Here is a 19803-nt window from a genome sequence, read left to right as displayed (position 1 = left end):
CCATTGTCGCAAGCGCCACCAGGTCAGCCGCCGACGGTGCTCCACAACTGCTGGTACCACGCCGCGCCGCCGGAGACCACCGGATCGGGCTTCGCCGCCTCCTGCGGCTTCGGCGCGTCCTCCGGCAGCTGCACGACGTAGGGCGTCTCGCCCGGCATGACGTACCGCAGCCGCCGCCGGGCCTCCGCCTCGACCTGCGCCGGATCCGACACCGCCGCCTTGCGTTGCTCCAGCAGCGCAACGTCGTGCTTCAGCTCCGCCTGCCGCTGCTCCTGCTCGGCGACCTCGGCCCGCTGCGCCAGATAGGTGCGCAACGGCACGGCAACGGTGAACGCCAGCGCGCACACCACGATCGCGAGCACCGCGGCCCGGCGGGTGGTGGACATGCCGAGCACGCGCGCCGCGGCGGCGCCCTGGCCGCCCGGACCGCGCCGCAGCCGCGCCTTCCCGGCGGCCACCCGCCGGGCGAGTTGCGGACGGCGCGCGGGCGCCCCCTCCGCACGTCGGGCCGGTGAGCCCTCCGTGCGGCGGGGGCGCCGCGCGCGCTGGGTTCCGCGTTGCGTCATCTACCCCGGTCAGCTCTCCGTCGAGAACCGCGGGAAGGCCAGCTCACCGGCGTAGCGGGCGGCGTCACCGAGGGCCTCCTCGATGCGCAGCAGCTGGTTGTACTTCGCGACGCGCTCGCTGCGGGCCGGGGCACCGGTCTTGATCTGGCCGACACCGGTCGCGACCGCGAGGTCGGCGATCGTGGTGTCCTCGGTTTCGCCCGAGCGGTGGCTCATCATCGACTTGTAGCCGCTGGAGGTGGCCAGGGCGATCGCGTCCAGGGTCTCCGACAGCGTGCCGATCTGGTTGACCTTCACCAGCAGCGCGTTCGCCGCGCCGCGGTTGATGCCGTCCTCCAGCCGGTCCGGGTTGGTGACGAACAGGTCGTCCCCGACGAGCTGGACCCGCTCGCCGATCTGCTGGGTGAGCGCCACCCAGCCGTCCCAGTCGTCCTCGGACAGCGGGTCCTCGATCGACACCAGCGGGTACGCCTCCACCAGCTCCTGGTAGTAGGCCGCCAGCTGCTCGGCGGTCCGCTTGCTCCCCTCGAACGTGTAGGAGCCGGCCGAGAAGAACTCCGTGGCGGCGACGTCCAGGGCCAGCGCGATGTCGCGGCCCGGGGCGTACCCGGCCTTCTCGATCGCCGTGGTGATCAGGTCCAGCGCCTCGCGGTTGCTGGACAGGTTCGGCGCGAACCCGCCCTCGTCACCCAGACCGGTGGCCAGGCCGCGGGCCTTGAGCACCGACTTGAGCGAGTGGTAGACCTCCGTGCCCCAGCGCAGCGCCTCGCGGAAGGACTCCGCGCCGATCGGGGCGATCATGAACTCCTGGATGTCCACGTCGGTGTCGGCGTGCGCGCCACCGTTGAGGATGTTCATCATCGGTACCGGCAGCACGTGCGCGTTCGGCCCGCCCAGGTAGCGGAACAGCTCCAGCTCGGCCGACTCGGCGGCGGCCTTCGCGACGGCCAGCGAAACACCGAGCAGGGCGTTGGCACCGAGCCGCGACTTGTCCGGGGTGCCGTCCAGGTCGACCAGCTTCTGGTCGACGATCCGCTGGTCCACGGCGTCGACCCCGGTCAGCTCGGGACCGATCTCGTCGAGCACCGCGGCGACCGCGCGCTCGACGCCCTTGCCGTTGTAGCGCTTCGGGTCACCGTCGCGCAGCTCGACGGCTTCGTGCTCGCCGGTGGACGCGCCCGAGGGAACGGCGGCCCGCGCCAGCGTGCCGTCGTCGAGAGCCACCTCCACCTCAACGGTCGGGTTGCCACGCGAGTCCAGGATCTCGCGCGCGCCTACCTGCTCAATGACCGCCACACCTGCTCCTCATCGGTTTGTCCAGCGAAGACGCGACCAGCGTAGCGGCCTTCGCCGTTCACCCGGTGGAGGCACGCGTCACTGGCCGGCGCGGACCTCCTGCCACCCCGACGGCAGGTCGGCGGTGTCGGAGATCTGCTGCCAGAACGTCCAGCTGTTGCCCCCGCAGTCCAGCACCGTGAACACCCGCGCACCGTAGGGCTGGTCCTGTGGCGGCGGTACGTCGCACCCCTCCCCCAGGGCCGTGCACACGTGCTCGTACTGCGCGTCGGCGTCGGGCACGTACACGACGTTGAGCTGCCCGACCGGCCGGTCGACGCCCTTGGTCTCCCAGTAGTCGGCGCCGACCGCGGCGAGCACGATCTCGGCGTCACCGGCGGCCACCACGGCCTGGAAGACGTGGCCGGACGCGTCCACGTACCGGACCTTCTCCGTGAAGCCGAACACGCGCACCAGCCAATCCAGCGCCTCCGTGGCGTCGGTGTAGTACAGGTAGGGCGAGAGTCCGAGATACCGCGGTTCTTCGCTCATGACCGGTTAGTGCATCATGCCGCCCGCGACCACCCTGATCGCCCCTGCCGAAACGGGCGCACCGGGGGTAACGTCGATCAGAAGATGGATGAGGCAGAAACCCCGCGGGGACCAGCAGGCCGGCACCCGCTGCACGCGTTTCGCGAGGCGGAGGATCTCGTCGAGAAGCGGCGTCCGCTGGACGCCCTCAAGGCGCTGCAGCCGGTGCTGGACAGCGAACCGGACAAGCCCAGCGTCCAGCTGCTCGCCGGGCGCGCCTACTTCCACTCCGCCCAGCTCAACCGCGCCGAGCAGGCGTTGACGCGGGTGCTGGAACTCGATCCGTCCGACCACTACGCCCGCTTCGTGCTGGGCCGCACGCTGCAACGGCTGGGCCGGCTGGTCGAAGCGCTGGGACAGCTGCGCATGGCCTGGGCGATGAACCCGGTTCCCGAGTACCAGGACGCGTTGTCCGAGGTCAAGGCCCGGGTTCGGTTGCAGGAGAGCTGATCGCCCGGCTCGTGCCGTGCGCTAGCGCGGGGCGGCGCCGGCGAGGCTGGTGGCGATGTCGAAGACGTGCCGGGCTGCGGGGGCGAGGGCTGGTGCGCCGGTGATCGCGGCCCACCAGCCGGGGGCGGTCGCCAGGTCGGCGCCCGTCGAGCACAGCGAGCGGGCCGTGGTCAGCGCCGTGTCGTCGATGTCCGCGGGGTCCGGTTGCCTGCCGTCGCCGGTGGCGCGCGCCGACCACTGCTTCCAGGTCTCCTCCGGCACCCGCAGCGGGCCGTCGCCGACCGCGGACGCCTCGCCGATCGCGGCGAGCGTGGCCCAGGACAGGTGGCATCCCGGCCACTCCCCGCGCATCCACATCTCCGCCCGGCCGTAGCCGGCGAGCACTCGCGGCGGCAGCCCGGTCGCCCCGGCCACTTCGGTCGACCACGCGTCGAGCGCCTTGCGGTCCGACTCACGCGGCCGGTCCGGCGGCGCGAGCCTGGCGGGGCGTGGAGCGGTCGCGCCGGGCGGTGGTTCCAGTGTCCCCGTGGCCACGGCGGGCTGGGAGACGGCCGGCCGCGGGGCCTCCCCGGGACCTGTCACACCGATGGTCAGGATGAGCACCAGCCCGGTGCCGGTCACCGCCGCCCCGAGGAGCAACCGAGACGAGAAGCGCCGGATCCGGGCGTCCCCCGGCTGAGTGGGTTCTGCCACCCGAACAGGTTATCCAGGCTTCCTGACAGGCGGATCACACCACTTTGTTATGGAGTCGCGTACCACGTCCTGAGCTGCGGAAACACGAAGCGTGATGCCTGATTTGACGGGTTCCACCGATCAAGCGAGGATGGTCGGGCTGGACTTTCAGGCAAGGCTTACCTAAACCTAGTCCCGTCCGATGCGTCCAAGGAGGCCGTCCGTTGTTGTTCTCCAGCCTGCTCATCGGCCTCCGGGAGGGCCTGGAGGCCGCCCTGGTCGTGAGCATCCTGGTCGCGTTCCTCGTCCGGACCGACCGGCGCTCGGCGCTGCGCTGGGTGTGGCCGGGCATCGCCGCGGCCGTCGTCCTCTCGGTCGGCGTCGGCGCGGTCCTGACCTTCACCACGGCCCAGCTGTCGTTCGAACAGCAGGAGCTGCTCGGCGGCAGCCTGTCGATCGTGGCCGTCGGGTTCGTCACCGCGATGATCTTCTGGATGCGCAAGGCGTCCAAGAGCATCGCCGCCGAGCTGCGCGGCAAGATGGACCACGCGCTCGCGATCGGTCCGCTCGCGGTCCTGCTCCTGTCGTTCCTCGCCGTCGGCCGCGAGGGGCTGGAGACCGCCGTCTTCTTCTACGCCGCGGTGCAGTCCGCGCAGGGCGGTACCACGGAGCCGCTGATCGGGTTCGCCGTCGGTATCGCCATCGCGATCGCCCTCGCCTACGGCCTCTACCGCGGGGCGATCCGGTTCAACCTGGGCAAGTTCTTCACCGTCACGGGCGTGCTGCTCGTGTTCGTCGCCGCCGGTGTGCTCGGCTACGGCCTGCACGACCTGCAGGAAGCCGGCTTCCTGCCCGGCCTGCACGCCCTCGCCTTCGACGCGTCCGCCGCCATCCCCGAGACCTCGTGGTACGGCGCGCTGCTCAAGGGCATCTTCAACTACTCGCAACAGACCACGGTGCTCCAGGCGATCGCCTGGGTCGCCTACGTCGCGATCGTGCTGCCGCTGTTCCTGCGGCGGCCCGCTGCCAAGACCACCCCCGTGGTGGCCGGTACCAAGGAGTGACCTTGCGCAAGACCCCCCTCGTTGTCGCGGGATCGGCCGCGCTGCTCGCGCTGTCCGCCTGCTCCGGCGGCGACCAGAAGGCAGCGGCCGGCGGCCCGATCACCGTCGAGGCCACCGACACCGCGTGCACGGTGTCGGCGACCACCGCGAACGCCGGGAACCTGTCGTTCGAGGTGACGAACAAGGGCACCAAGGTCACCGAGTTCTACCTCTACGCCCAGGGTGACCGAATCATGGGCGAGGTCGAGAACATCGCCCCCGGCCTGACCCGCAAACTGACCATCGAGGTGCCCGACGCCGGGACCTACCAGACCGCGTGCAAGCCCGGCATGAGCGGCGACGGCATCCGCGGCACGTTCACCGTGACCGGTGGCGCCAGCCGGCAGGCCGACACGAACACGCAGCTCGCCGACGCGACGAAGAGCTACGCGACATACGTGGCCAGCCAGAGCGACGCCCTGCTGACCGAGACGCAGAAGTTCGCCGACGCGGTCAAGTCCGGCAACGTCGCCGACGCCAAGGCGCGATACGCGCCCACCCGCACCTACTACGAGCGCATCGAGCCGGTCGCGGAGAAGTTCGGCGAGCTGGACCCGGCCATCGACGTCCGCGAGGCCGACCTGGAGGAGGGTCAGCAGTTCACCGGTTTCCACCGGCTGGAGAAGGACCTGTGGGCCACCGGCCTGCAGCCCGACAGCGGGCAGATCGCCGACAAGCTGGTCGCCGACGTGACCACCCTGGTCAACCAGGCGAAGACGATCCAGCTGTCCGCGCTCGACCTGGCCAACGGCGCCAAGGGCCTGCTCGACGAGGTCGCCACCGGCAAGATCACCGGCGAGGAGGAGACCTTCTCGCACACCGATCTGTGGGACTTCCAGGCGAACCTGGACGGCTCGAAGGCTGCCATCCAGTCGCTGCGCCCGGTGCTGCAGGAACGGGACCCGCAGCTGGTGTCCGAAGTGGACACCCAGGTCAAGAACGTGCAGACCCTGCTGGACGCGCAGCGCTCCGGCGACGGGTTCAAGTACTACACCGAGCTCACCCAGGACCAGATCCGGCAGTTCGCCTCCGCGGTGGACGCACTGGGCGAGCCGCTGAGCAAGGTCGCGGAGGTCGTCGCGCAATGACCCAGGTGTCCCGTCGCCGTCTGCTGGGGTTCGCGGGTGCCGGTGTGGCCCTCGCCGGCGCCGGCGCGGCGGCCGGAGCCGGGCTGGACCACGCGTTGTCCGCTCCCGAGCCGCACGCGGCGCCCGGCCTCGTGCCGTTCCACGGCGAGCACCAGGCCGGCATCGTCACGCCCACGCAGGAACACCTGCACTTCGCCGCGCTCGACGTGACGACGAAGGACCGCGCGAAGCTGGTGTCGCTGCTGCGCAAGTGGACCGACGCGGCACGCCGGATGACCGGCGGCCAGGAGGTCGTGCCCAACGGTGCGGTCGGCGGTTCGGCCGCGGCCCCGCCCGGGGACACCGGTGAGGCGCTGGACCTGCCCGCCGCGTCGCTGACGCTGACGATCGGGTTCGGGCCGTCGTTGTTCGACGACCGGTTCGGGCTCGCGGACCGGCGTCCGCCGGCGCTGGCCGACCTGCCGGCGTTCCCGAAGGACAACCTGGACCCGGCCCGCAGCGGCGGTGACCTGTGCATCCAGGCGTGCGCCGACGACCCGCAGGTGGCCGTGCACGCGGTGCGCAACCTGGTGCGCATCGGCTTCGGCACCACCGAGGTGCGCTGGTCGCAGCTCGGGTTCGGGCGCAGCGCGTCGACCTCGCGATCGCAGGTGACGCCACGCAACCTGTTCGGCTTCAAGGACGGCACCAACAACCTCAAGGCCGAGGACACCGACGCGCTGGCGCAGCACGTGTGGGTCGCGCCGGGCGACGGCCCGGACTGGATGACCGGCGGCAGCTACCTGGTCGCCCGCCGCATCCGGATGCACATCGAGACGTGGGACCGCTCGCCGCTGCGTGAGCAGGAACAGGTCGTCGGCCGTGCCAAGGGCACCGGGGCGCCGCTGGGCCAGTCGGCCGAGTTCGACCCGGTCGACCTGCACGTCGGTGGGGCGAACGGCGAACCGCTGGTCCCGGCCGACGCCCACATCCGGCTGGCGTCCGCGGAGAACCTGAACGGCGTCCGGATCCTGCGCCGGGGCTACAACTTCGTGGACGGGTCCGACGGGGTCGGCCACCTCGAGGCCGGGTTGTTCTTCATCTGCTTCAACCGCGATCCGCGCACCCAGTTCGTGCCGATGCAGAAGGTGCTCGCGGCCAAGGACGCGATGATGGAGTACCTCGAGCACACGGGCTCGGCCCTGTTCGCGGTGCCGCCGGGCGTGACCGAGACCGGCTACTGGGGCGAGCCGCTGTTCGGCTGAGGCCAGTGGGCCCGCCAGGCACCGGCGTCCATCACCACCGGATCAAGACCAGCCGCACGAGCCGACCGCTCCGCCGCCCGCACCTGCGCCGCGAACCGCTTCGCCACCGCGCGCAGCTCACCCTCGGGATCAATCCCGTCCCGGCGCGCCTGCGCGGCCAGCCGGAACACCTGCTCGGCGGCCGTGTCGCCGCCGGGGAACAGGTCCGCGGGCACCCCGGCGCGGCCGGTGCGCTGCCCGAGTTTCCCGGCCAGCGCCACCGCCGGCTGCCCCAGCGCCACACCGTCCACACTGGACTCGCGTTGTTTCTCGGCCTGCTTGAGCTCCTCCCAGCGCACCTGCTGGTGCGCGGCGGTGTGCACGCGCTCGGCATCGGTGAACACGTGCGGGTGCCGCCCGACCAGCTTCGCCACCAGCCCGGACGCCACCGCGTCGATGTCGAACGGGTCGCCGGCGTCCTCGGCCGCGACGCGGGCGTGGAAGAGCACCTGGAGCAGGACGTCGCCCAGCTCCTCGCGCAGCGCGGCGCGGTCCCCCTCCTCGATCGCGTCCAGCAGTTCGTAGGTCTCCTCCACGAGGTACTGCCGCAGCGAGTCGTGGGTCTGCTCGGCGTCCCACGGGCAGCCGCCCGGCGAGCGCAACCGGTCCATCACCCGCGCCGCCTCGACCAGGCCCGACCCGGCGGGCTGCGCGATCACCCGCGACCCGGCGCGCACCAGGGCGACCACCGCGGGATCGGTCTCGTCCGCGGCGATCAGCACGATCGGCCCGGGTTCCGCGGTCAGGTCGTCCGGTGCGGGCTTCGCGCCCAGCAGATCGGCCAGCCCGCCGTCGATGCCCGACGCGTAGACCGCCTGGGCGCTGCGCAGGAACGGCACGGCGGCCGGCGGGATCCCGGCGTCCGGATACGGCAGGAGCACGACCGTCACGGCTGCGCGGCACCCTTCACCGGCAGGACGGCCCCGGTGGTCTCGCCGCTGCTCGGGGCGAGGTTCATGGCCACAGGATCCCACACGCCGTAGCGCGGATTGATGCGCACGCCGGCCTGCCCGACGTCGGGCTGGAGCAGCCGCCGCCCGATCGCGGCGAGCTGAGCCGCCGACGGTTGCGCCGCCTGCGCACCGGAGGACGGCGCGTTCAGGTCGCGCGCGCGCACGATCGCGACGATCCACACCTGCTGTTCCTGACTGGGCTGGAACGCCACGACCGTGCCCGGCGGGACACCGAACAGGACGAGCGTGGCCAGATCCGGTGCCTGCGCGGCGGGCACCACCTCGCCGACGCTGGTCCGCTCCCCCGCGGCCGCGTCGGCACCGATGACGTCGGCGGCCGCGGCCGGGCTCGCCGCCATCTGCTCGGCCTTGTCGATGGCCTTCGCGCGCCGGTCACCACCGCCGTCCGAGGTCACCGAGGTGTAGTCGAAGGTGACGCTCATCCGGTCGAAGTACTTCTGCCCGAGCGCCTGCAGCAGCAGGCTGTCGATGATCACCTCGCGGTGGTCGCGCACCCGGTTGACGATCTGCGGCGCCACCTGTGACGGGTCGGCGCCGGAGCCGGACACCGGCTCGGCCAGCGGGTCGTCGGCGAGGAACTGCTCCAGCACCTGCTGGTCGGGCACCAGGCCCTCGCGCTGCGCGACGCGGGCGAGCACGTCGTGCAGCACCACCTGACGCACGATCTCCCGGCCGACCAGGTCCAGCTTGTGCTGCTGGGCCAGCTGCTGGGCGGCCGGCTGCTCGCGCACCGCCTTGTCCAGCAGGTCCTGCACCTGGTCGACGGTGACCTGGTGGTCGTCGAAGAGGACGGCGGCACCCACCTGGCTCGGCCCGGAACCGCACCCGGCGAGCACCAGGCACGCGGCGAACGCGGCGAGCAGCGACCGGGAGCGACCCATGATCCGCATCACAGGCCTAACCCTCTCACACCTGGCGCACCTGAGGGGACTTCTCGCGGAAGCGGAACGCGAAATCGTTGAACGATCCTCTTGGGATTGGTCTCGGGTCCGCCAGCTTCAGCCGCATCGCTTTCACCGGAGGGAAACGATGAAGCTCCGCAAGACAATGCTCACCGTGGCCACGCTCGCGGTCACCGCGGCATCAGCACTGACCATCACCGGCACAGCCGCAGCCACCACCGACCCGTCGGGCGGCGCATGGAATCACGTCTTCACCTCCCACGACCGCACCGCACGGATTTACGTCCAGGAATACAACGACGTGATCAAGGCGTGCGACATCAGCGCGAATGGCAAGCCGGTTTCCCTGGACGTGTACATCGGCAAGAAGTCGTTCGATCCCAGGTACTCCGTGACCGTGAAGGGCGACAAGGGGAAGTGTGTCACGCACAGCGCATCCCAGGGCGGGAAGTACAACCTTCCCAAGGGGAGAACCATCCTCCTGGAATTCAGCGGCAATGGACCCGGGTCCCACAACGTCACCGGGGCGGTGTTCACCAGCCGTTGACGCCGTGCTCGTAGACGGCACCACAGCGGACGCCCCACCGGGAGGAACCATGAAACTTCGCAAGACCATGCTCACCGCGGCCACGCTCGCGGTCACCGCGGCATCGGCACTGACCATCACCGGCACAGCCGCAGCCACCACCAGCCCGCCCGGTGGCTGGGACCACGTCTGGGCCGGCGGCGACGCAACGGTCTACGTCGAGGAAAAAGGGGACGTGACCAAGGTGTGCGACACGAAGGCGGATGGTCAACCGGTGTACGCGAAGGTCGGCTTCGGGGGGCAGTGGAAGTACACCGTGTGGGCCAAGGGCGGCTTGGGGAGCTGCGCCGAGCGCAGCGAGAAGGACAAGGGCGTGTACGACCTGGTCGAAGGCCGGGAGATCGAGGTCGAGTTCGGTACCGGAAACGGCCCGCACCACTTCGGCCGCTTCCTCAACGCCCGCTGAACCGGCGCCGGTGGCCTGACGGGTCTGGTACTTTCGCCGCGATCGTGACCACTGGGGAGGAACCATGAAGCTCCGCACGACGATGCTCACCGCGGCCACATTCGCGGTCACCGCGGCATCGGCACTGACCATCACCGGCACGGCCGCCGCCACCACCGACCCCGCGGGGTGGGACCACGTCTGGACTTCGCACGACGGCGGCGCAACGGTCTACGTCAACAGGTACAAGGACAACATTTCGTTGTGCGATGTGAAGAAGGATGGCCGGGCTGCGCGCGTGGAGGTGTACGTCGGGAACGCGACCAAGCCCGTGTACACCATGTCCACGACGGGCTGCGCGACGCACTGGGAGCCGGACGGCGGCAAGTACAACCTTCCTGAAGGAAAAGAGATCCACCTCTATTTCGGCACCCGGGAAGGCCGCGACAACCTGACCCACCAGAAGTTCCTCAACAACCGCTGACCGCGCGGTCGGTGGCCGGAAGTTCGGGAGTTCACCGTCCTTCCGGCTACCGCACGCGGCCAACTCGCTGCCCGGAGGGGCACACACGAGCTTCTGCAACCACCGCTGACCGGGGGCCGGGAGTTTCCGGGCTCAGTCCGGCCACCGGACGCTGGCGTCGTGCTCCGGGTGCTTGCGCAGGTAGGCCCCGATGAACGGGCACAGCGGCACGATCGTCCGGCCGCGCTGCACCGCGTCGTCGATCGCGCCCGCCGCCAGGCGCGAACCCAGGCCCTGCCCGGAAAAGGCGTCGTCGACCTCGGTGTGGGTGAAGATCACGTCGTCACCGCGCTCGCGGTACTCGGCGAACCCGCCCAGCTTTCCCTCGACGTGGATCTCGTAGCGGTGCTTCTCGTCGTTGCGGGTGACCACAGGTTTCTCCTTAGCCGACGGGGGCGGGTTTCTTGGTCAGGTTGACCAGGAGCTTGGTGCACCAATCCAGCAGCGCATCATCACGCAGCTGCGGCGCGCCCATCCGGCCGCCAGCCGGACCCTCGGTCGGCTTCGGCACCGACACCGTCCGCATCGCGGCCTTGTAGGTGGCCTTCGGGTACAGCCGCTTGAGCCGCACCATCTGCGAGTCCATCAGCTCCAGGGGCGCGAAGCGGATGTTGTTGCCCTGCGCGGAAACCTCGGTGACACCCACCGAGCGGCACACGTGCCGGAACCGCGCGACCGCGAGCAGCCGCTGCACGGGTGCGGGCGGCTGGCCGTAGCGGTCGATGAGCTCCTCCTCGACCGCGCGCAGCTCGTGGTCGTCCACCGCCGCCGCGATCTTGCGGTAGGCCTCCAGGCGCAGCCGCTCGCCGGGCACGTAGTCGTGCGGGATGTGCGCGTCGATCGGCAGGTCCACCCGCACCTCGCGGAGCTCCTCCTCGGCGGGCGCCTCCCCGGCGCTGCGGCGGAACACGTCCACCGCCTCACCGACCAGCCGCACGTACAGGTCGAACCCGACACCGGCGATGTGCCCGGACTGCTCGGCGCCGAGGATGTTGCCGGCGCCGCGGATCTCCAGGTCCTTCATCGCCACCGCCATGCCCGCGCCCAGCTCGGTGTTCTGCGCGATGGTCGCCAGCCGGTCGTGCGCGGTCTCGGTGAGCGGGCTCTCCGGCGGGTACAGGAAATACGCGTAGCCACGCTCCCGCCCGCGCCCGACCCGGCCGCGCAACTGGTGCAGTTGCGCCAGGCCGAGCAGGTCACCACGCTCGACGATCAACGTGTTGGCGTTGGAGATGTCCAGACCGGTCTCCACGATCGTGGTGCAGACCAGCACGTCGTACTCGCGCTCCCAGAAGCCCTGGATGATCTTCTCGAGCTTCTCCTCGTTCATCTGGCCGTGCGCGGTGACCACCCGCGCCTCGGGCACCAGCTCGCGGATGCGGCGCGCCGCCTTCTCGATCGAGGACACCCGGTTGTGCACGTAGAACACCTGGCCGTCGCGCAGCAGCTCCCGCCGGATGGCCGCGGCGACCTGCTTGTCGTCGTAGGCGCCCACGTAGGTCAGGATCGGGTGCCGGTCCTCCGGCGGGGTCAGGATCGTGGACATCTCCCGGATTCCGGCCAGCGACATCTCCAGCGTCCGCGGGATCGGCGTGGCCGACATGGTCAGCACGTCGACATGGGTGCGCAGCGCCTTGATGTGCTCCTTGTGCTCGACACCGAACCGCTGCTCCTCGTCGACGATGACCAGGCCCAGGTCCTTGTAGCGGATACCGGTCTGCAACAGCCGGTGCGTGCCGATCACGATGTCGACCGTGCCGTCGGCCAGGCCCGCCAGGGTCGCTTCTGACTCGATCTTGTCGGTGAACCGGGACAAGCCCTTGATCTTCACCGGGAACGAGGCCATGCGCTGGCTGAACGTGTTGAGGTGCTGCTGGGCCAGCAGGGTGGTGGGCACCAGCACCGCCACCTGCTTGCCGTCCTGCACCGCCTTGAACGCGGCGCGCACCGCGATCTCGGTCTTGCCGTACCCGACGTCGCCGCAGATCACGCGGTCCATCGGGACGCCCCGCTCCATGTCCGCCTTGACCTCGTCGATCGCGGCGAGCTGGTCGTTGGTCTCGGTGAACGGGAACGCGTCCTCCAGCTCCCTCTGCCACGGCGTGTCCGGTCCGAACGGGTGACCCGGCGACGCCTGGCGCGCGGCGTAGAGCTGCACCAGCTCGGCGGCGATCTCCTTGACCGCCTTGCGGGCCTTGGCCTTGGTGTTCTTCCAGTCCGACCCGCCCAGCTTGTTCAACGTCGGCAGCTCGCCGCCGACGTAGCGGGACACCTCGTCGAGCTGGTCGCTCGGCACGTAGAGCCGGTCGCCGGGGTGACCGCGCTTGGACGACGCGTACTCGAGCACCAGGTACTCGCGGGTGGCACCACCGACGGTGCGCTGCACCATCTCCACGAACCGGCCGATGCCGTGCTGGTCGTGCACCACGTAGTCACCCGGTTTGAGCGCCAGCGGGTCGACGGCGTTGCGACGGCGCGACGGCATCTTCGCGCCCAGGTCGCGGGTCGCCGACCCGGCGGTGGCGCCACGGCCGGTCAGGTCGGCCTCGGTGAGGACGACCAGCCTCAGCTCGGGGGCGACGAACCCTTCGGCGAGGCCACCGCAGGCGACCGTGACGATCCCGGGGCGGAGCTGCTCGCGCAGCCCGTCCGCGGCGTGGGCGGCCGACACCCCGGCCGTGGACAGCTGCTCGACCGCGCGGGTCGCCGTGCCGTGCCCGGCCACCACCAGCACCGCGGTGCCGCCCGCGGCCAGGTGGGCGTGCAGGTCCCGCACCGCGCGATCCAGGTCGCCGCGGTAGCCGGGTGAGGCGTCGATGCCGACGTGCAGCACGTCGGCGTCCTCGCTGGTCAGCTGCGACAGCGTCCACCACGCCCGGCCGGTCTCGCCGGCGTGCTTGGCGACCTCTTCCAGGTTGCGGTAGGCCGAGGCGCCCAGGTCGATCGGCGCCTGGCCGCCACCGGCCGCGGACATCCAGGACGCCTCGAGGAACTCCTGTCCCGTGCGCACCAGGTCGGCGGCGCGGGCGCGGATCTTCTCCGGGTCGGCCAGCAGGACGTGGGTGCCCTCGGGCATCGCGTCGGTGAGCAGCTCCAGCTCGCCCTCGCACAACACGGGGATGAGGGCCTCCATGCCCTCGACCGGGATGCCGCCGGCGAGCTTGGTGAGCATCTCGGCCAGCTGTGCGTCGGCCGCGTAGGTCTCGGCGAGCTCACCGGCGCGGGCCTTCACCTCCGGGGTGAGCAGCAGCTCCCGGCACGGCGGCGCGTACACGGAGGACAGTTCGCCGGGCAGCGATCGCTGGTCCGACACCGCGAACGCGCGTACCTCGCTGACCTCGTCGCCCCAGAACTCGACCCGGTACGGGTGATCGGCGGTCGGTGGGAAGATGTCCAGGATGCCGCCGCGCACCGCGAACTCGCCGCGCTTCTCGACCATGTCCACGCGGGTGTAGGCCAGCTCGACGAGCCGCTCCAGCAGGCCCTCGAACTCCTCCTCCTCGCCGACCGTCAGCTCCACCGGCGCGAGACTGCCCAGGCCGGGCGCCATCGGCTGGATCAGGCTGCGCACCGTGGCCACCACCACGCGCGGCGCGTGGTCGGTGCGCAGGCGGTGCAGCACGTCCAGCCGGCGGCCGACGGTGTCCGCCCTCGGGGAGAGGCGCTCGTGCGGCAGCGTCTCCCAGGACGGGAAGCCGGCCACCGCGTCCTCGCCGATCAGGCTCGCCAGCGCGGCCGTCAGCTCCTCGGCCTCACGGCCGGTGGCGGTGACGGCCAGCACCGGGCGCCCCGCCCCGGCGTCGGCGGCCAGCGCGGCGACCACCAGCTGGCGGGTGGCGGTGGCGCCCTCCAGTTCCAGCTGGGGTGCACCGGCGCGCTCGATCACCGCGCGCAGGGCGGGGTCGGGCAGGACGGCGGTGAGCAGGCCGGAGAGCTGCGGGTCGGTCACGGAACGGAACTCCTCGGGCACGCACGGGCACACCCCTGCCCCGGTCGGCGGGCTCAGGGGTTCTCGGGTTCCAGGGTACGTCGCAGGGGCGACAAAATTTCGGCGAGTCCCGCGAGCTGCGGGGAAATGACGCGCGGGCCGAGGGCCGCGATGCGCAGCAGGACGTGCCGCGCCCCGGCATCGTCGAATCGCCTGAGCTGGGCGAATGAGGTACCCGGTGGCGAACAGGGCGGGGGCGACATCGCGGCCCTGTTCGCGGATAGTTGCCAGACCGCTCGCGTAGTCGGCCGGGTCGGGCGGGTGCCGCTGGTGCTGCGCACGCCGCGGGCGAGATGCGGCCGCCAGGACGTGGACCAGCGACAACGCTCGGCGCCGATCACGGCGTCACGGCCGCGCGGTGCACGAAGGCGGGTGGCAGGTTGCCCCACACCACCCGGCTCCGGCCGACGAACCCGAACCGCCGGGCGAGCGCGGCCTCGAACCGCCGGGCGGCGGGCAGCCAGGCCGCATGCAGGTAGGCGAAGGTGGCGAACCGGCCGCCCGGTGCCAGCACTTCGCCGATCTGGTCCAGGATGCGCTCCTGCCGCTCGCGCGGGAACAGCGCCCAGGGCAACCCGGACACCACCACGTCCGCGGCGGGCACGTGCTCGGCGAGGTGCTCCGCGGACCCGGTGATCACCTCGACGCCCGGGTGGCGCCGGGCGAGGCCGCCGGCCAGTCGCGGGTTCACCTCGATCGCGGTCAGCCGCGCGCCGGGCCGCAGCCGGGCGAGCAGGGCCTCGGTGAACACCCCGGTGCCCGGCCCGAGCTCGACGACGCGGCCCGCGCACTCGGCTCCGATGCCCGCGACCATGGCCGCGGCCAGCCGCCGTGAACTGGCCGCGATCGCGCCGGTGCGGCCGGGGTTGCGGAGGAATTCCCTGGTGATGGTCATGATTCCGACGCTAGGAACGCCGATCTCGTCACGCCTCCGTCTCGTGGCCCCACCATGTCCTCCCCCGGGAGGACACAGTGCACACCGCGGGAGGACGCGCTCGCGGGCGCCCGATCGCTACCGTCGGGTGGGTGCACCGGCTGCTCCAGTGGTTGCGCGGCCACCCGTGGCTGGCCGACCTCCCGCTCTACGCCTACTTCCTGTTCCCGCCCCTCGTGCAGGACCGGCCGGACTGGCAGCCGATGTGGGTGCAGGCGCTGGTGCTCGCCGGGATCGTGCTGCCGCTGCCGTGGCGGCGCCGCGCTCCGGAGCTGGTCGCGGCGGTCGTGCTGGCCGCGGTCGCGGTGAGCTACGCGGCCGAGGTGCAGACCTATGACCGTGGTCGCGGCGAGATCGCGATGGCCGTCGTGCTCTACACACTGGTCGTGCTGGGCAAGCGGCGGGCGGCGGCGGCCACCGCGGTCGGCGTGGTGGTCCTCGACGTGTGGTGGGCGTGCACCTGGTCGGCGGGCACCTCGGTCAGCCCGTTCATCGCGATCCTGGGAACCCTGCCGGTACATCTCACGGCGTGGGCGCTCGGTGAGTTCGTCCGGGCCCGGCGCGCGGTCGCCGCGGAGTCGCAACGGCGCGTGCTGGCCGAGGAGCGGTCGCGGATCGCGCGCGAGCTGCACGACGTCGTCGCGCACAGCGTGAGCGTGATGGTGCTGCAGGCCGAGGGCGCGAAGCTGCTGGCCCACCAGGACCCGGACCGGGCGGCGCAGGCGCTGGAGGCCATCGGCGGCACCGGACGTGGTGCGCTCGGTGAGCTGCGGCGGCTGCTCGGGGTCCTGCACGGCACCGAGCCCCACCCCGGGATCGGTGACCTGCGCGAGCTGGCGGCGCGATCGAGCGTGGGACGGCAGCCGGTGCGGCTGGAAGTGCGCGGCGACGGCGACGCGCTGCCCGCGAGCGCCGCGCTGCAGACCTATCGCATCGTGCAGGAGGGCCTCACGAACGTGCTGAAACACGCGTCCCCGGACGCCGAGACGTCGGTGCTGGTGGAGTTCGGCGACCAGGTGCGCATCGAGGTGGTCAACAGCGGCGGCACCGGCACGCCGCCGGCGCTCCCCTCCTCCGGGCGCGGGCTGGCCGGTGTCGCGCAGCGCGTCGAGATGTTCGGCGGCACCCTCCACACCGGACCGACGCCGGACGGCGGCTACCGCCTGGCCGCGACCCTGCGGGCGGTGTCGTGACGGCGCGCGTGCTGATCTGCGACGACCAGGAGCTGGCGCGCACCGGGCTGCGGATGATCGTGGACAGCCAGGCGGACCTGGCGGTGGCCGGGGAGGCGGGCGACGGCGCGGCCGCCGTGGAACGGGCCGTGGAGCTGCGGCCGGACCTGGTGCTGATGGATGTGCGGATGCCGGTGCTGGACGGCGTCGCGGCCACCGGGCGGATCTGCGCCCGGCTGCCTGGGACACGCGTCCTGATCATCACGACGTTCGACCTGGACGAGTACGCGTACGCCGGTCTGCGGGCGGGGGCCAGCGGGTTCGTGGTCAAGGACGCCCCCGCGGACGAGCTGCTGGTGGCGATCCGCGGCGTGCTGCGCGGCGACGCGATGGTGTCCCCGTCGGTCACCCGGCGGTTGCTCGACCGGTTCCTGGCCGGCCCGGTGGACGCGCGGCCGCTGGACGTGCTCACCGACCGGGAGCGGGACGTGCTGGCGCTGATCGGGCGCGGCCTGAGCAACCGCGAGATCGCCGGCCGGCTCTACATCGGTGAGACGACGGTCAAAACGCATGTCGGGCACGTCCTGCGCAAGCTGCGCCTGCGCGATCGGGTGCACGCGGTGGTGACCGCCTACGAAACGGGGCTGGTGCGCCCGGGCGGCTGAACCCGATCGAGAACCGACAGAGCCGGGATGGCGCGGCGGCCGGGGCACAATGACCGCATGCGCCGCATCGGAGCCGTTGTGCTCGCCGTCCTGGCCTTCACGGCCTGCACGTCGTCGCCCGCGCAACCGCGCCCGTCCACCCCGCCCACCGCACCCGTCACCGTTGCCGGGCGGAGTCCGGCGCTGAAGGTGGACGTGGTGGCGAGCGGACTTCAGCACGGGTGGGACGTCGGCTTCCTGCCCGACGGCTCGATGCTGGTCACCCAGCGGCCCGGACGGCTCACGCTCGTCGGCCACGGCACGGTCAGCCAGGTGGCCGCCGACTTCTCCGACGTGTGGGCGCGCGGCGAGGGCGGCCTGATGGGCTTGGTGGTGCACCCGGACTTCGCCACCAGCCGCCGGTTCACCACCTGCCAGACCCACCAGGAGAACGGGCGGGCCGTCGACATCCGCCTGGTCACCTGGTCGTTGTCGCCGGACGAGCGCAGCGCCACGAAGGTGCACGACCTGCTCACCGGCCTGCCGGTGAACGACAGCGGCCGGCACTCCGGCTGCCGCCCGCAGATCGCCGCGGACGGCGCACTGCTCGTCGGGACCGGCGACACCGCCCAGCCGGACGTGTCGCAGGACCGGCACAGCCTCGGCGGCAAGGTGCTGCGCATCGACCTCAACACCGGCGGGCCGCTGCCCGGCAACCCGTTCCTCTCCTCGCCGGACCCGGACGAGCAGCGGATCTACACCTACGGCCACCGCAACATCCAGGGCGTGGCCGTGCGGCCGGGGACCGGGCAGGTCTTCACCGCCGAGCACGGCCCGGCGTTCGACGACGAGATCAACCTGATCCGGCCGGGCGGCAACTACGGCTGGGACCCGTCCCGCGGCGGCACGGTCGACACCTACGACGAGAACGTGCCGATGACCGACCTGCAGCGGTTCCCGGACGCCGTCCGGGCGGTGTGGACGTCCGGGACGATCACCGAGGCGATCTGCGGTGCGGCGTTCGTGTCCGGGCCGCAGTGGGGCCCGCTGGACGGCCGGCTCGCCGTCGTCGCGCTCAAGGGCCAGAAGATGCTGATGTTCACGCTGAACCCCGCGGGCGCGGTCACCGAGGTGTACCTGCCCGCGGAGTTCGACGCCACCTACGGCCGGCTGCGGGCGGTGCGCAGCGGGCCGGACGGTGCCCTGTACGTGACGACGTCCGACGGCACCGACGACAAGGTCCTGCGGGTCACACCGGCTCCTTGACCTCCGGCGACCGGCGGCTGAGCAGGTAGCCGGCCCCGATCACCACCGCCACGACCGGCGTGACGTACAGGGCCACCCGGGTGTCCTCGCCGAACCCGAGCAGCACCACCACCAGTGCGAGGAAGGCCAGCGCGAGGTAACCGGTCCACGGCGCGCCGGGCATGCGGAACTGCGACACCGGCAGCTCGCCGCGGTCGCTGCGGCGGCGGTACCGCAGCTGGCAGACCACGACGATCCCCCACGTCCACAGCACCCCGACGGTGGCGACGCTGGTGATGTAGGCGAACGCCTTCTCCGGCACCACCGCGTTGATCAGGATGCCGAGCGCCATGACGATCGCCGACACGGTGATGCTCGCCGCCGGCACCTGCCGCTTCGACAGGCGGGTGAACTTGGCGGGCGCGGCGCGGTGGATCGCGAGGGTGCGCAGCATCCGGCCGGTCGAGTAGATGCCCGAGTTGCACGACGACAGTGCCGCGGTCAGCACGACGAACTGGATGATCCCGGCGGCACCGTGGATGCCGACCGCGTCGAAGGCGCGCACGAACGGGCTCTTGCCGGCGTGGAACTCGGTCCACGGGACCAGCGACAGCAGCACCACCAGCGCGCCGACGTAGAACACGCCGATCCGGACCATGACGCTGTTGATCGCCTTCGGCAGCACGACGCGCGGGTTCTCCGCCTCGCCCGCGGTGAGGCCGATCAGCTCGACACCGAGGTAGGCGAACATGACGCTCTGCAGCGCCAGCAGCGCGCTGCCCGCGCCGTGCGGCAGGAAACCGCCGTCGCTGACCAGGTGCGCGAACGTGGCGTGCTCCCCGGCAGGCCCGATGCCGAACACGATGACCGCGAGGCCGAGCACGATCGCGCCGACGATCGTCACGACCTTGATCATGGAGAACCAGAACTCGAACTCGCCGAACACCTTCACCGAGATCAGATTGGCCAGGAACAGCACACCGAGCACGACCGCGGCGGTGACCCACTGCGGGACCGCCGGGAACCAGTACTGCACGTAGATGCCGGCCGCGGTGATCTCCGCCATCGCGGTGACCACCCACATCAGCCAGTACACCCAGCCGGTGGCGAACCCGGCGAAGCGGCCGACGAACTCCTCGGCGTAGTCCACGAAGCTGCGTGACACCGGCCGGTACATCAGCAGTTCGCCGAGCGCGCGCATGATCAGGAAGATGACCGCGCCCGCGACGGCGTAGGAGACGATCAGGGCCGGCCCGGATGTCTCGATCGCGGCACCGGCGCCCAGGAACAGTCCGGTGCCGATCGCGCCGCCGATCGCCATCATGCTGATCTGGCGGTTCTTCAGGCCCCGGGCGTAGCCCTCGTCAGTTGCCTCGTTGCTCATGACTCTCTCCTCCTCCGGCCGGTCCAGACCTTAACGCG

Annotated in this window: 20 protein-coding genes; 10 read left to right on the top strand and 10 right to left on the bottom strand. The window is 71.5% G+C overall.

The window, feature by feature from the left end:
* Positions 1–23: 23 nt before the first annotated feature.
* From FHX45_RS20510 to FHX45_RS20500, 3 genes are all read right to left on the bottom strand, one after another.
* On the bottom strand, positions 24–566 hold the full coding sequence (locus FHX45_RS20510; RefSeq protein WP_167104453.1) for an FtsB family cell division protein: 543 nt from the start codon (positions 564–566) through the stop codon (positions 24–26).
* Positions 567–575: 9 nt separating this feature from the next.
* Positions 576–1862: a phosphopyruvate hydratase gene (eno, locus tag FHX45_RS20505; protein WP_167104450.1), complete on the bottom strand. Its 1287-nt coding sequence runs from the start codon at positions 1860–1862 to the stop codon at positions 576–578.
* A gap of 78 nt (positions 1863–1940) precedes the next feature.
* A complete protein-coding gene (locus tag FHX45_RS20500; protein ID WP_167104447.1) occupies positions 1941–2393 on the bottom strand; it encodes a VOC family protein in 453 nt (150 codons plus the stop codon).
* An 84-nt stretch (positions 2394–2477) separates the two neighbouring features.
* On the opposite strand from FHX45_RS20500, the gene FHX45_RS20495 reads away from it, so the two are divergent.
* A complete protein-coding gene (locus tag FHX45_RS20495) occupies positions 2478–2882 on the top strand; it encodes a tetratricopeptide repeat protein (RefSeq protein ID WP_167104444.1) in 405 nt (134 codons plus the stop codon).
* A gap of 21 nt (positions 2883–2903) precedes the next feature.
* On the opposite strand, the gene FHX45_RS20490 is transcribed toward FHX45_RS20495, so the two are convergent.
* Positions 2904–3575, bottom strand: a complete 672-nt coding sequence (locus FHX45_RS20490; RefSeq protein WP_167104441.1) for a hypothetical protein — start codon at positions 3573–3575, stop codon at positions 2904–2906.
* Positions 3576–3778: 203 nt separating this feature from the next.
* On the opposite strand from FHX45_RS20490, the gene efeU reads away from it, so the two are divergent.
* Genes efeU through efeB form a run of 3 tightly spaced genes read left to right on the top strand, consistent with a single transcriptional unit; the run spans position 3779 to position 6989 of the window.
* Complete coding sequence (efeU, locus tag FHX45_RS20485) at positions 3779–4618, top strand: iron uptake transporter permease EfeU (RefSeq protein ID WP_167104439.1); 840 nt, start codon at positions 3779–3781, stop codon at positions 4616–4618.
* Positions 4615–5745 carry an iron uptake system protein EfeO gene (gene efeO / locus FHX45_RS20480; protein ID WP_167104436.1) on the top strand — a complete coding sequence of 377 codons (1131 nt, stop codon included), beginning with the start codon at positions 4615–4617 and terminating at the stop codon, positions 5743–5745. The genes efeU and efeO overlap by 4 nt, the downstream gene beginning before the upstream one ends.
* Positions 5742–6989: an iron uptake transporter deferrochelatase/peroxidase subunit gene (efeB, locus tag FHX45_RS20475; protein WP_167104434.1), complete on the top strand. Its 1248-nt coding sequence runs from the start codon at positions 5742–5744 to the stop codon at positions 6987–6989. Before efeO ends, efeB begins: the two co-directional genes overlap by 4 nt.
* On the opposite strand, the gene FHX45_RS20470 is transcribed toward efeB, so the two are convergent.
* Both FHX45_RS20470 and FHX45_RS20465 read right to left on the bottom strand, forming a co-directional pair.
* Positions 6962–7918, bottom strand: a complete 957-nt coding sequence (locus FHX45_RS20470; RefSeq protein WP_167104431.1) for a MazG family protein — start codon at positions 7916–7918, stop codon at positions 6962–6964. The genes efeB and FHX45_RS20470 overlap by 28 nt on opposite strands.
* Positions 7915–8883: a hypothetical protein gene (locus FHX45_RS20465; protein ID WP_341771546.1), complete on the bottom strand. Its 969-nt coding sequence runs from the start codon at positions 8881–8883 to the stop codon at positions 7915–7917. The genes FHX45_RS20470 and FHX45_RS20465 overlap by 4 nt, the downstream gene beginning before the upstream one ends.
* Positions 8884–9031: 148 nt before the next feature.
* Here FHX45_RS20465 and FHX45_RS20460 point away from each other — a divergent pair, with 148 nt between their 5' ends.
* From FHX45_RS20460 to FHX45_RS20450, 3 genes are all read left to right on the top strand, one after another.
* Positions 9032–9451, top strand: coding sequence for a hypothetical protein (locus tag FHX45_RS20460; protein WP_167104425.1), 420 nt, complete (start codon positions 9032–9034; stop codon positions 9449–9451).
* A gap of 49 nt (positions 9452–9500) precedes the next feature.
* A complete protein-coding gene (locus FHX45_RS20455) occupies positions 9501–9896 on the top strand; it encodes a hypothetical protein (RefSeq protein WP_167104422.1) in 396 nt (131 codons plus the stop codon).
* 64 nt (positions 9897–9960) lie between these two features.
* Complete coding sequence (locus tag FHX45_RS20450; protein WP_167104419.1) at positions 9961–10359, top strand: hypothetical protein; 399 nt, start codon at positions 9961–9963, stop codon at positions 10357–10359.
* A 132-nt stretch (positions 10360–10491) separates the two neighbouring features.
* On the opposite strand, the gene FHX45_RS20445 is transcribed toward FHX45_RS20450, so the two are convergent.
* From FHX45_RS20445 to FHX45_RS20430, 3 genes are all read right to left on the bottom strand, one after another.
* Complete coding sequence (locus FHX45_RS20445) at positions 10492–10770, bottom strand: GNAT family N-acetyltransferase (protein ID WP_167104416.1); 279 nt, start codon at positions 10768–10770, stop codon at positions 10492–10494.
* A 10-nt stretch (positions 10771–10780) separates the two neighbouring features.
* Entirely contained in the window at positions 10781–14347 is a 3567-nt protein-coding gene (mfd, locus tag FHX45_RS20440; protein WP_167104413.1) for a transcription-repair coupling factor, read from the bottom strand.
* A gap of 376 nt (positions 14348–14723) precedes the next feature.
* Positions 14724–15281: a class I SAM-dependent methyltransferase gene (locus FHX45_RS20430; RefSeq protein ID WP_167104410.1), complete on the bottom strand. Its 558-nt coding sequence runs from the start codon at positions 15279–15281 to the stop codon at positions 14724–14726.
* A gap of 131 nt (positions 15282–15412) precedes the next feature.
* Here FHX45_RS20430 and FHX45_RS20425 point away from each other — a divergent pair, with 131 nt between their 5' ends.
* The 3 genes from FHX45_RS20425 to FHX45_RS20415 are packed head-to-tail and all read left to right on the top strand — an operon-like array spanning position 15413 to position 18402.
* The gene (locus FHX45_RS20425) at positions 15413–16513 is read left to right on the top strand and encodes a histidine kinase (RefSeq protein WP_167104407.1); all 1101 of its coding nucleotides are present in this window, start codon (positions 15413–15415) and stop codon (positions 16511–16513) included.
* On the top strand, positions 16510–17157 hold the full coding sequence (locus FHX45_RS20420; protein ID WP_167104404.1) for a response regulator: 648 nt from the start codon (positions 16510–16512) through the stop codon (positions 17155–17157). The genes FHX45_RS20425 and FHX45_RS20420 overlap by 4 nt, the downstream gene beginning before the upstream one ends.
* A 57-nt stretch (positions 17158–17214) precedes the next feature.
* Positions 17215–18402: a PQQ-dependent sugar dehydrogenase gene (locus FHX45_RS20415; RefSeq protein WP_167104401.1), complete on the top strand. Its 1188-nt coding sequence runs from the start codon at positions 17215–17217 to the stop codon at positions 18400–18402.
* On the opposite strand, the gene FHX45_RS20410 is transcribed toward FHX45_RS20415, so the two are convergent.
* Positions 18386–19765 carry an amino acid permease gene (locus FHX45_RS20410; RefSeq protein ID WP_167104398.1) on the bottom strand — a complete coding sequence of 460 codons (1380 nt, stop codon included), beginning with the start codon at positions 19763–19765 and terminating at the stop codon, positions 18386–18388. The genes FHX45_RS20415 and FHX45_RS20410 overlap by 17 nt on opposite strands.
* Positions 19766–19803 lie beyond the last annotated feature (38 nt).

Origin of the sequence: Amycolatopsis granulosa, from assembly GCF_011758745.1 — a bacterium.
Taxonomy (GTDB): Bacteria; Actinomycetota; Actinomycetes; order Mycobacteriales; family Pseudonocardiaceae; genus Amycolatopsis_E; species Amycolatopsis_E granulosa.
This window is presented reverse-complemented; position numbering and strand designations above follow the sequence as displayed.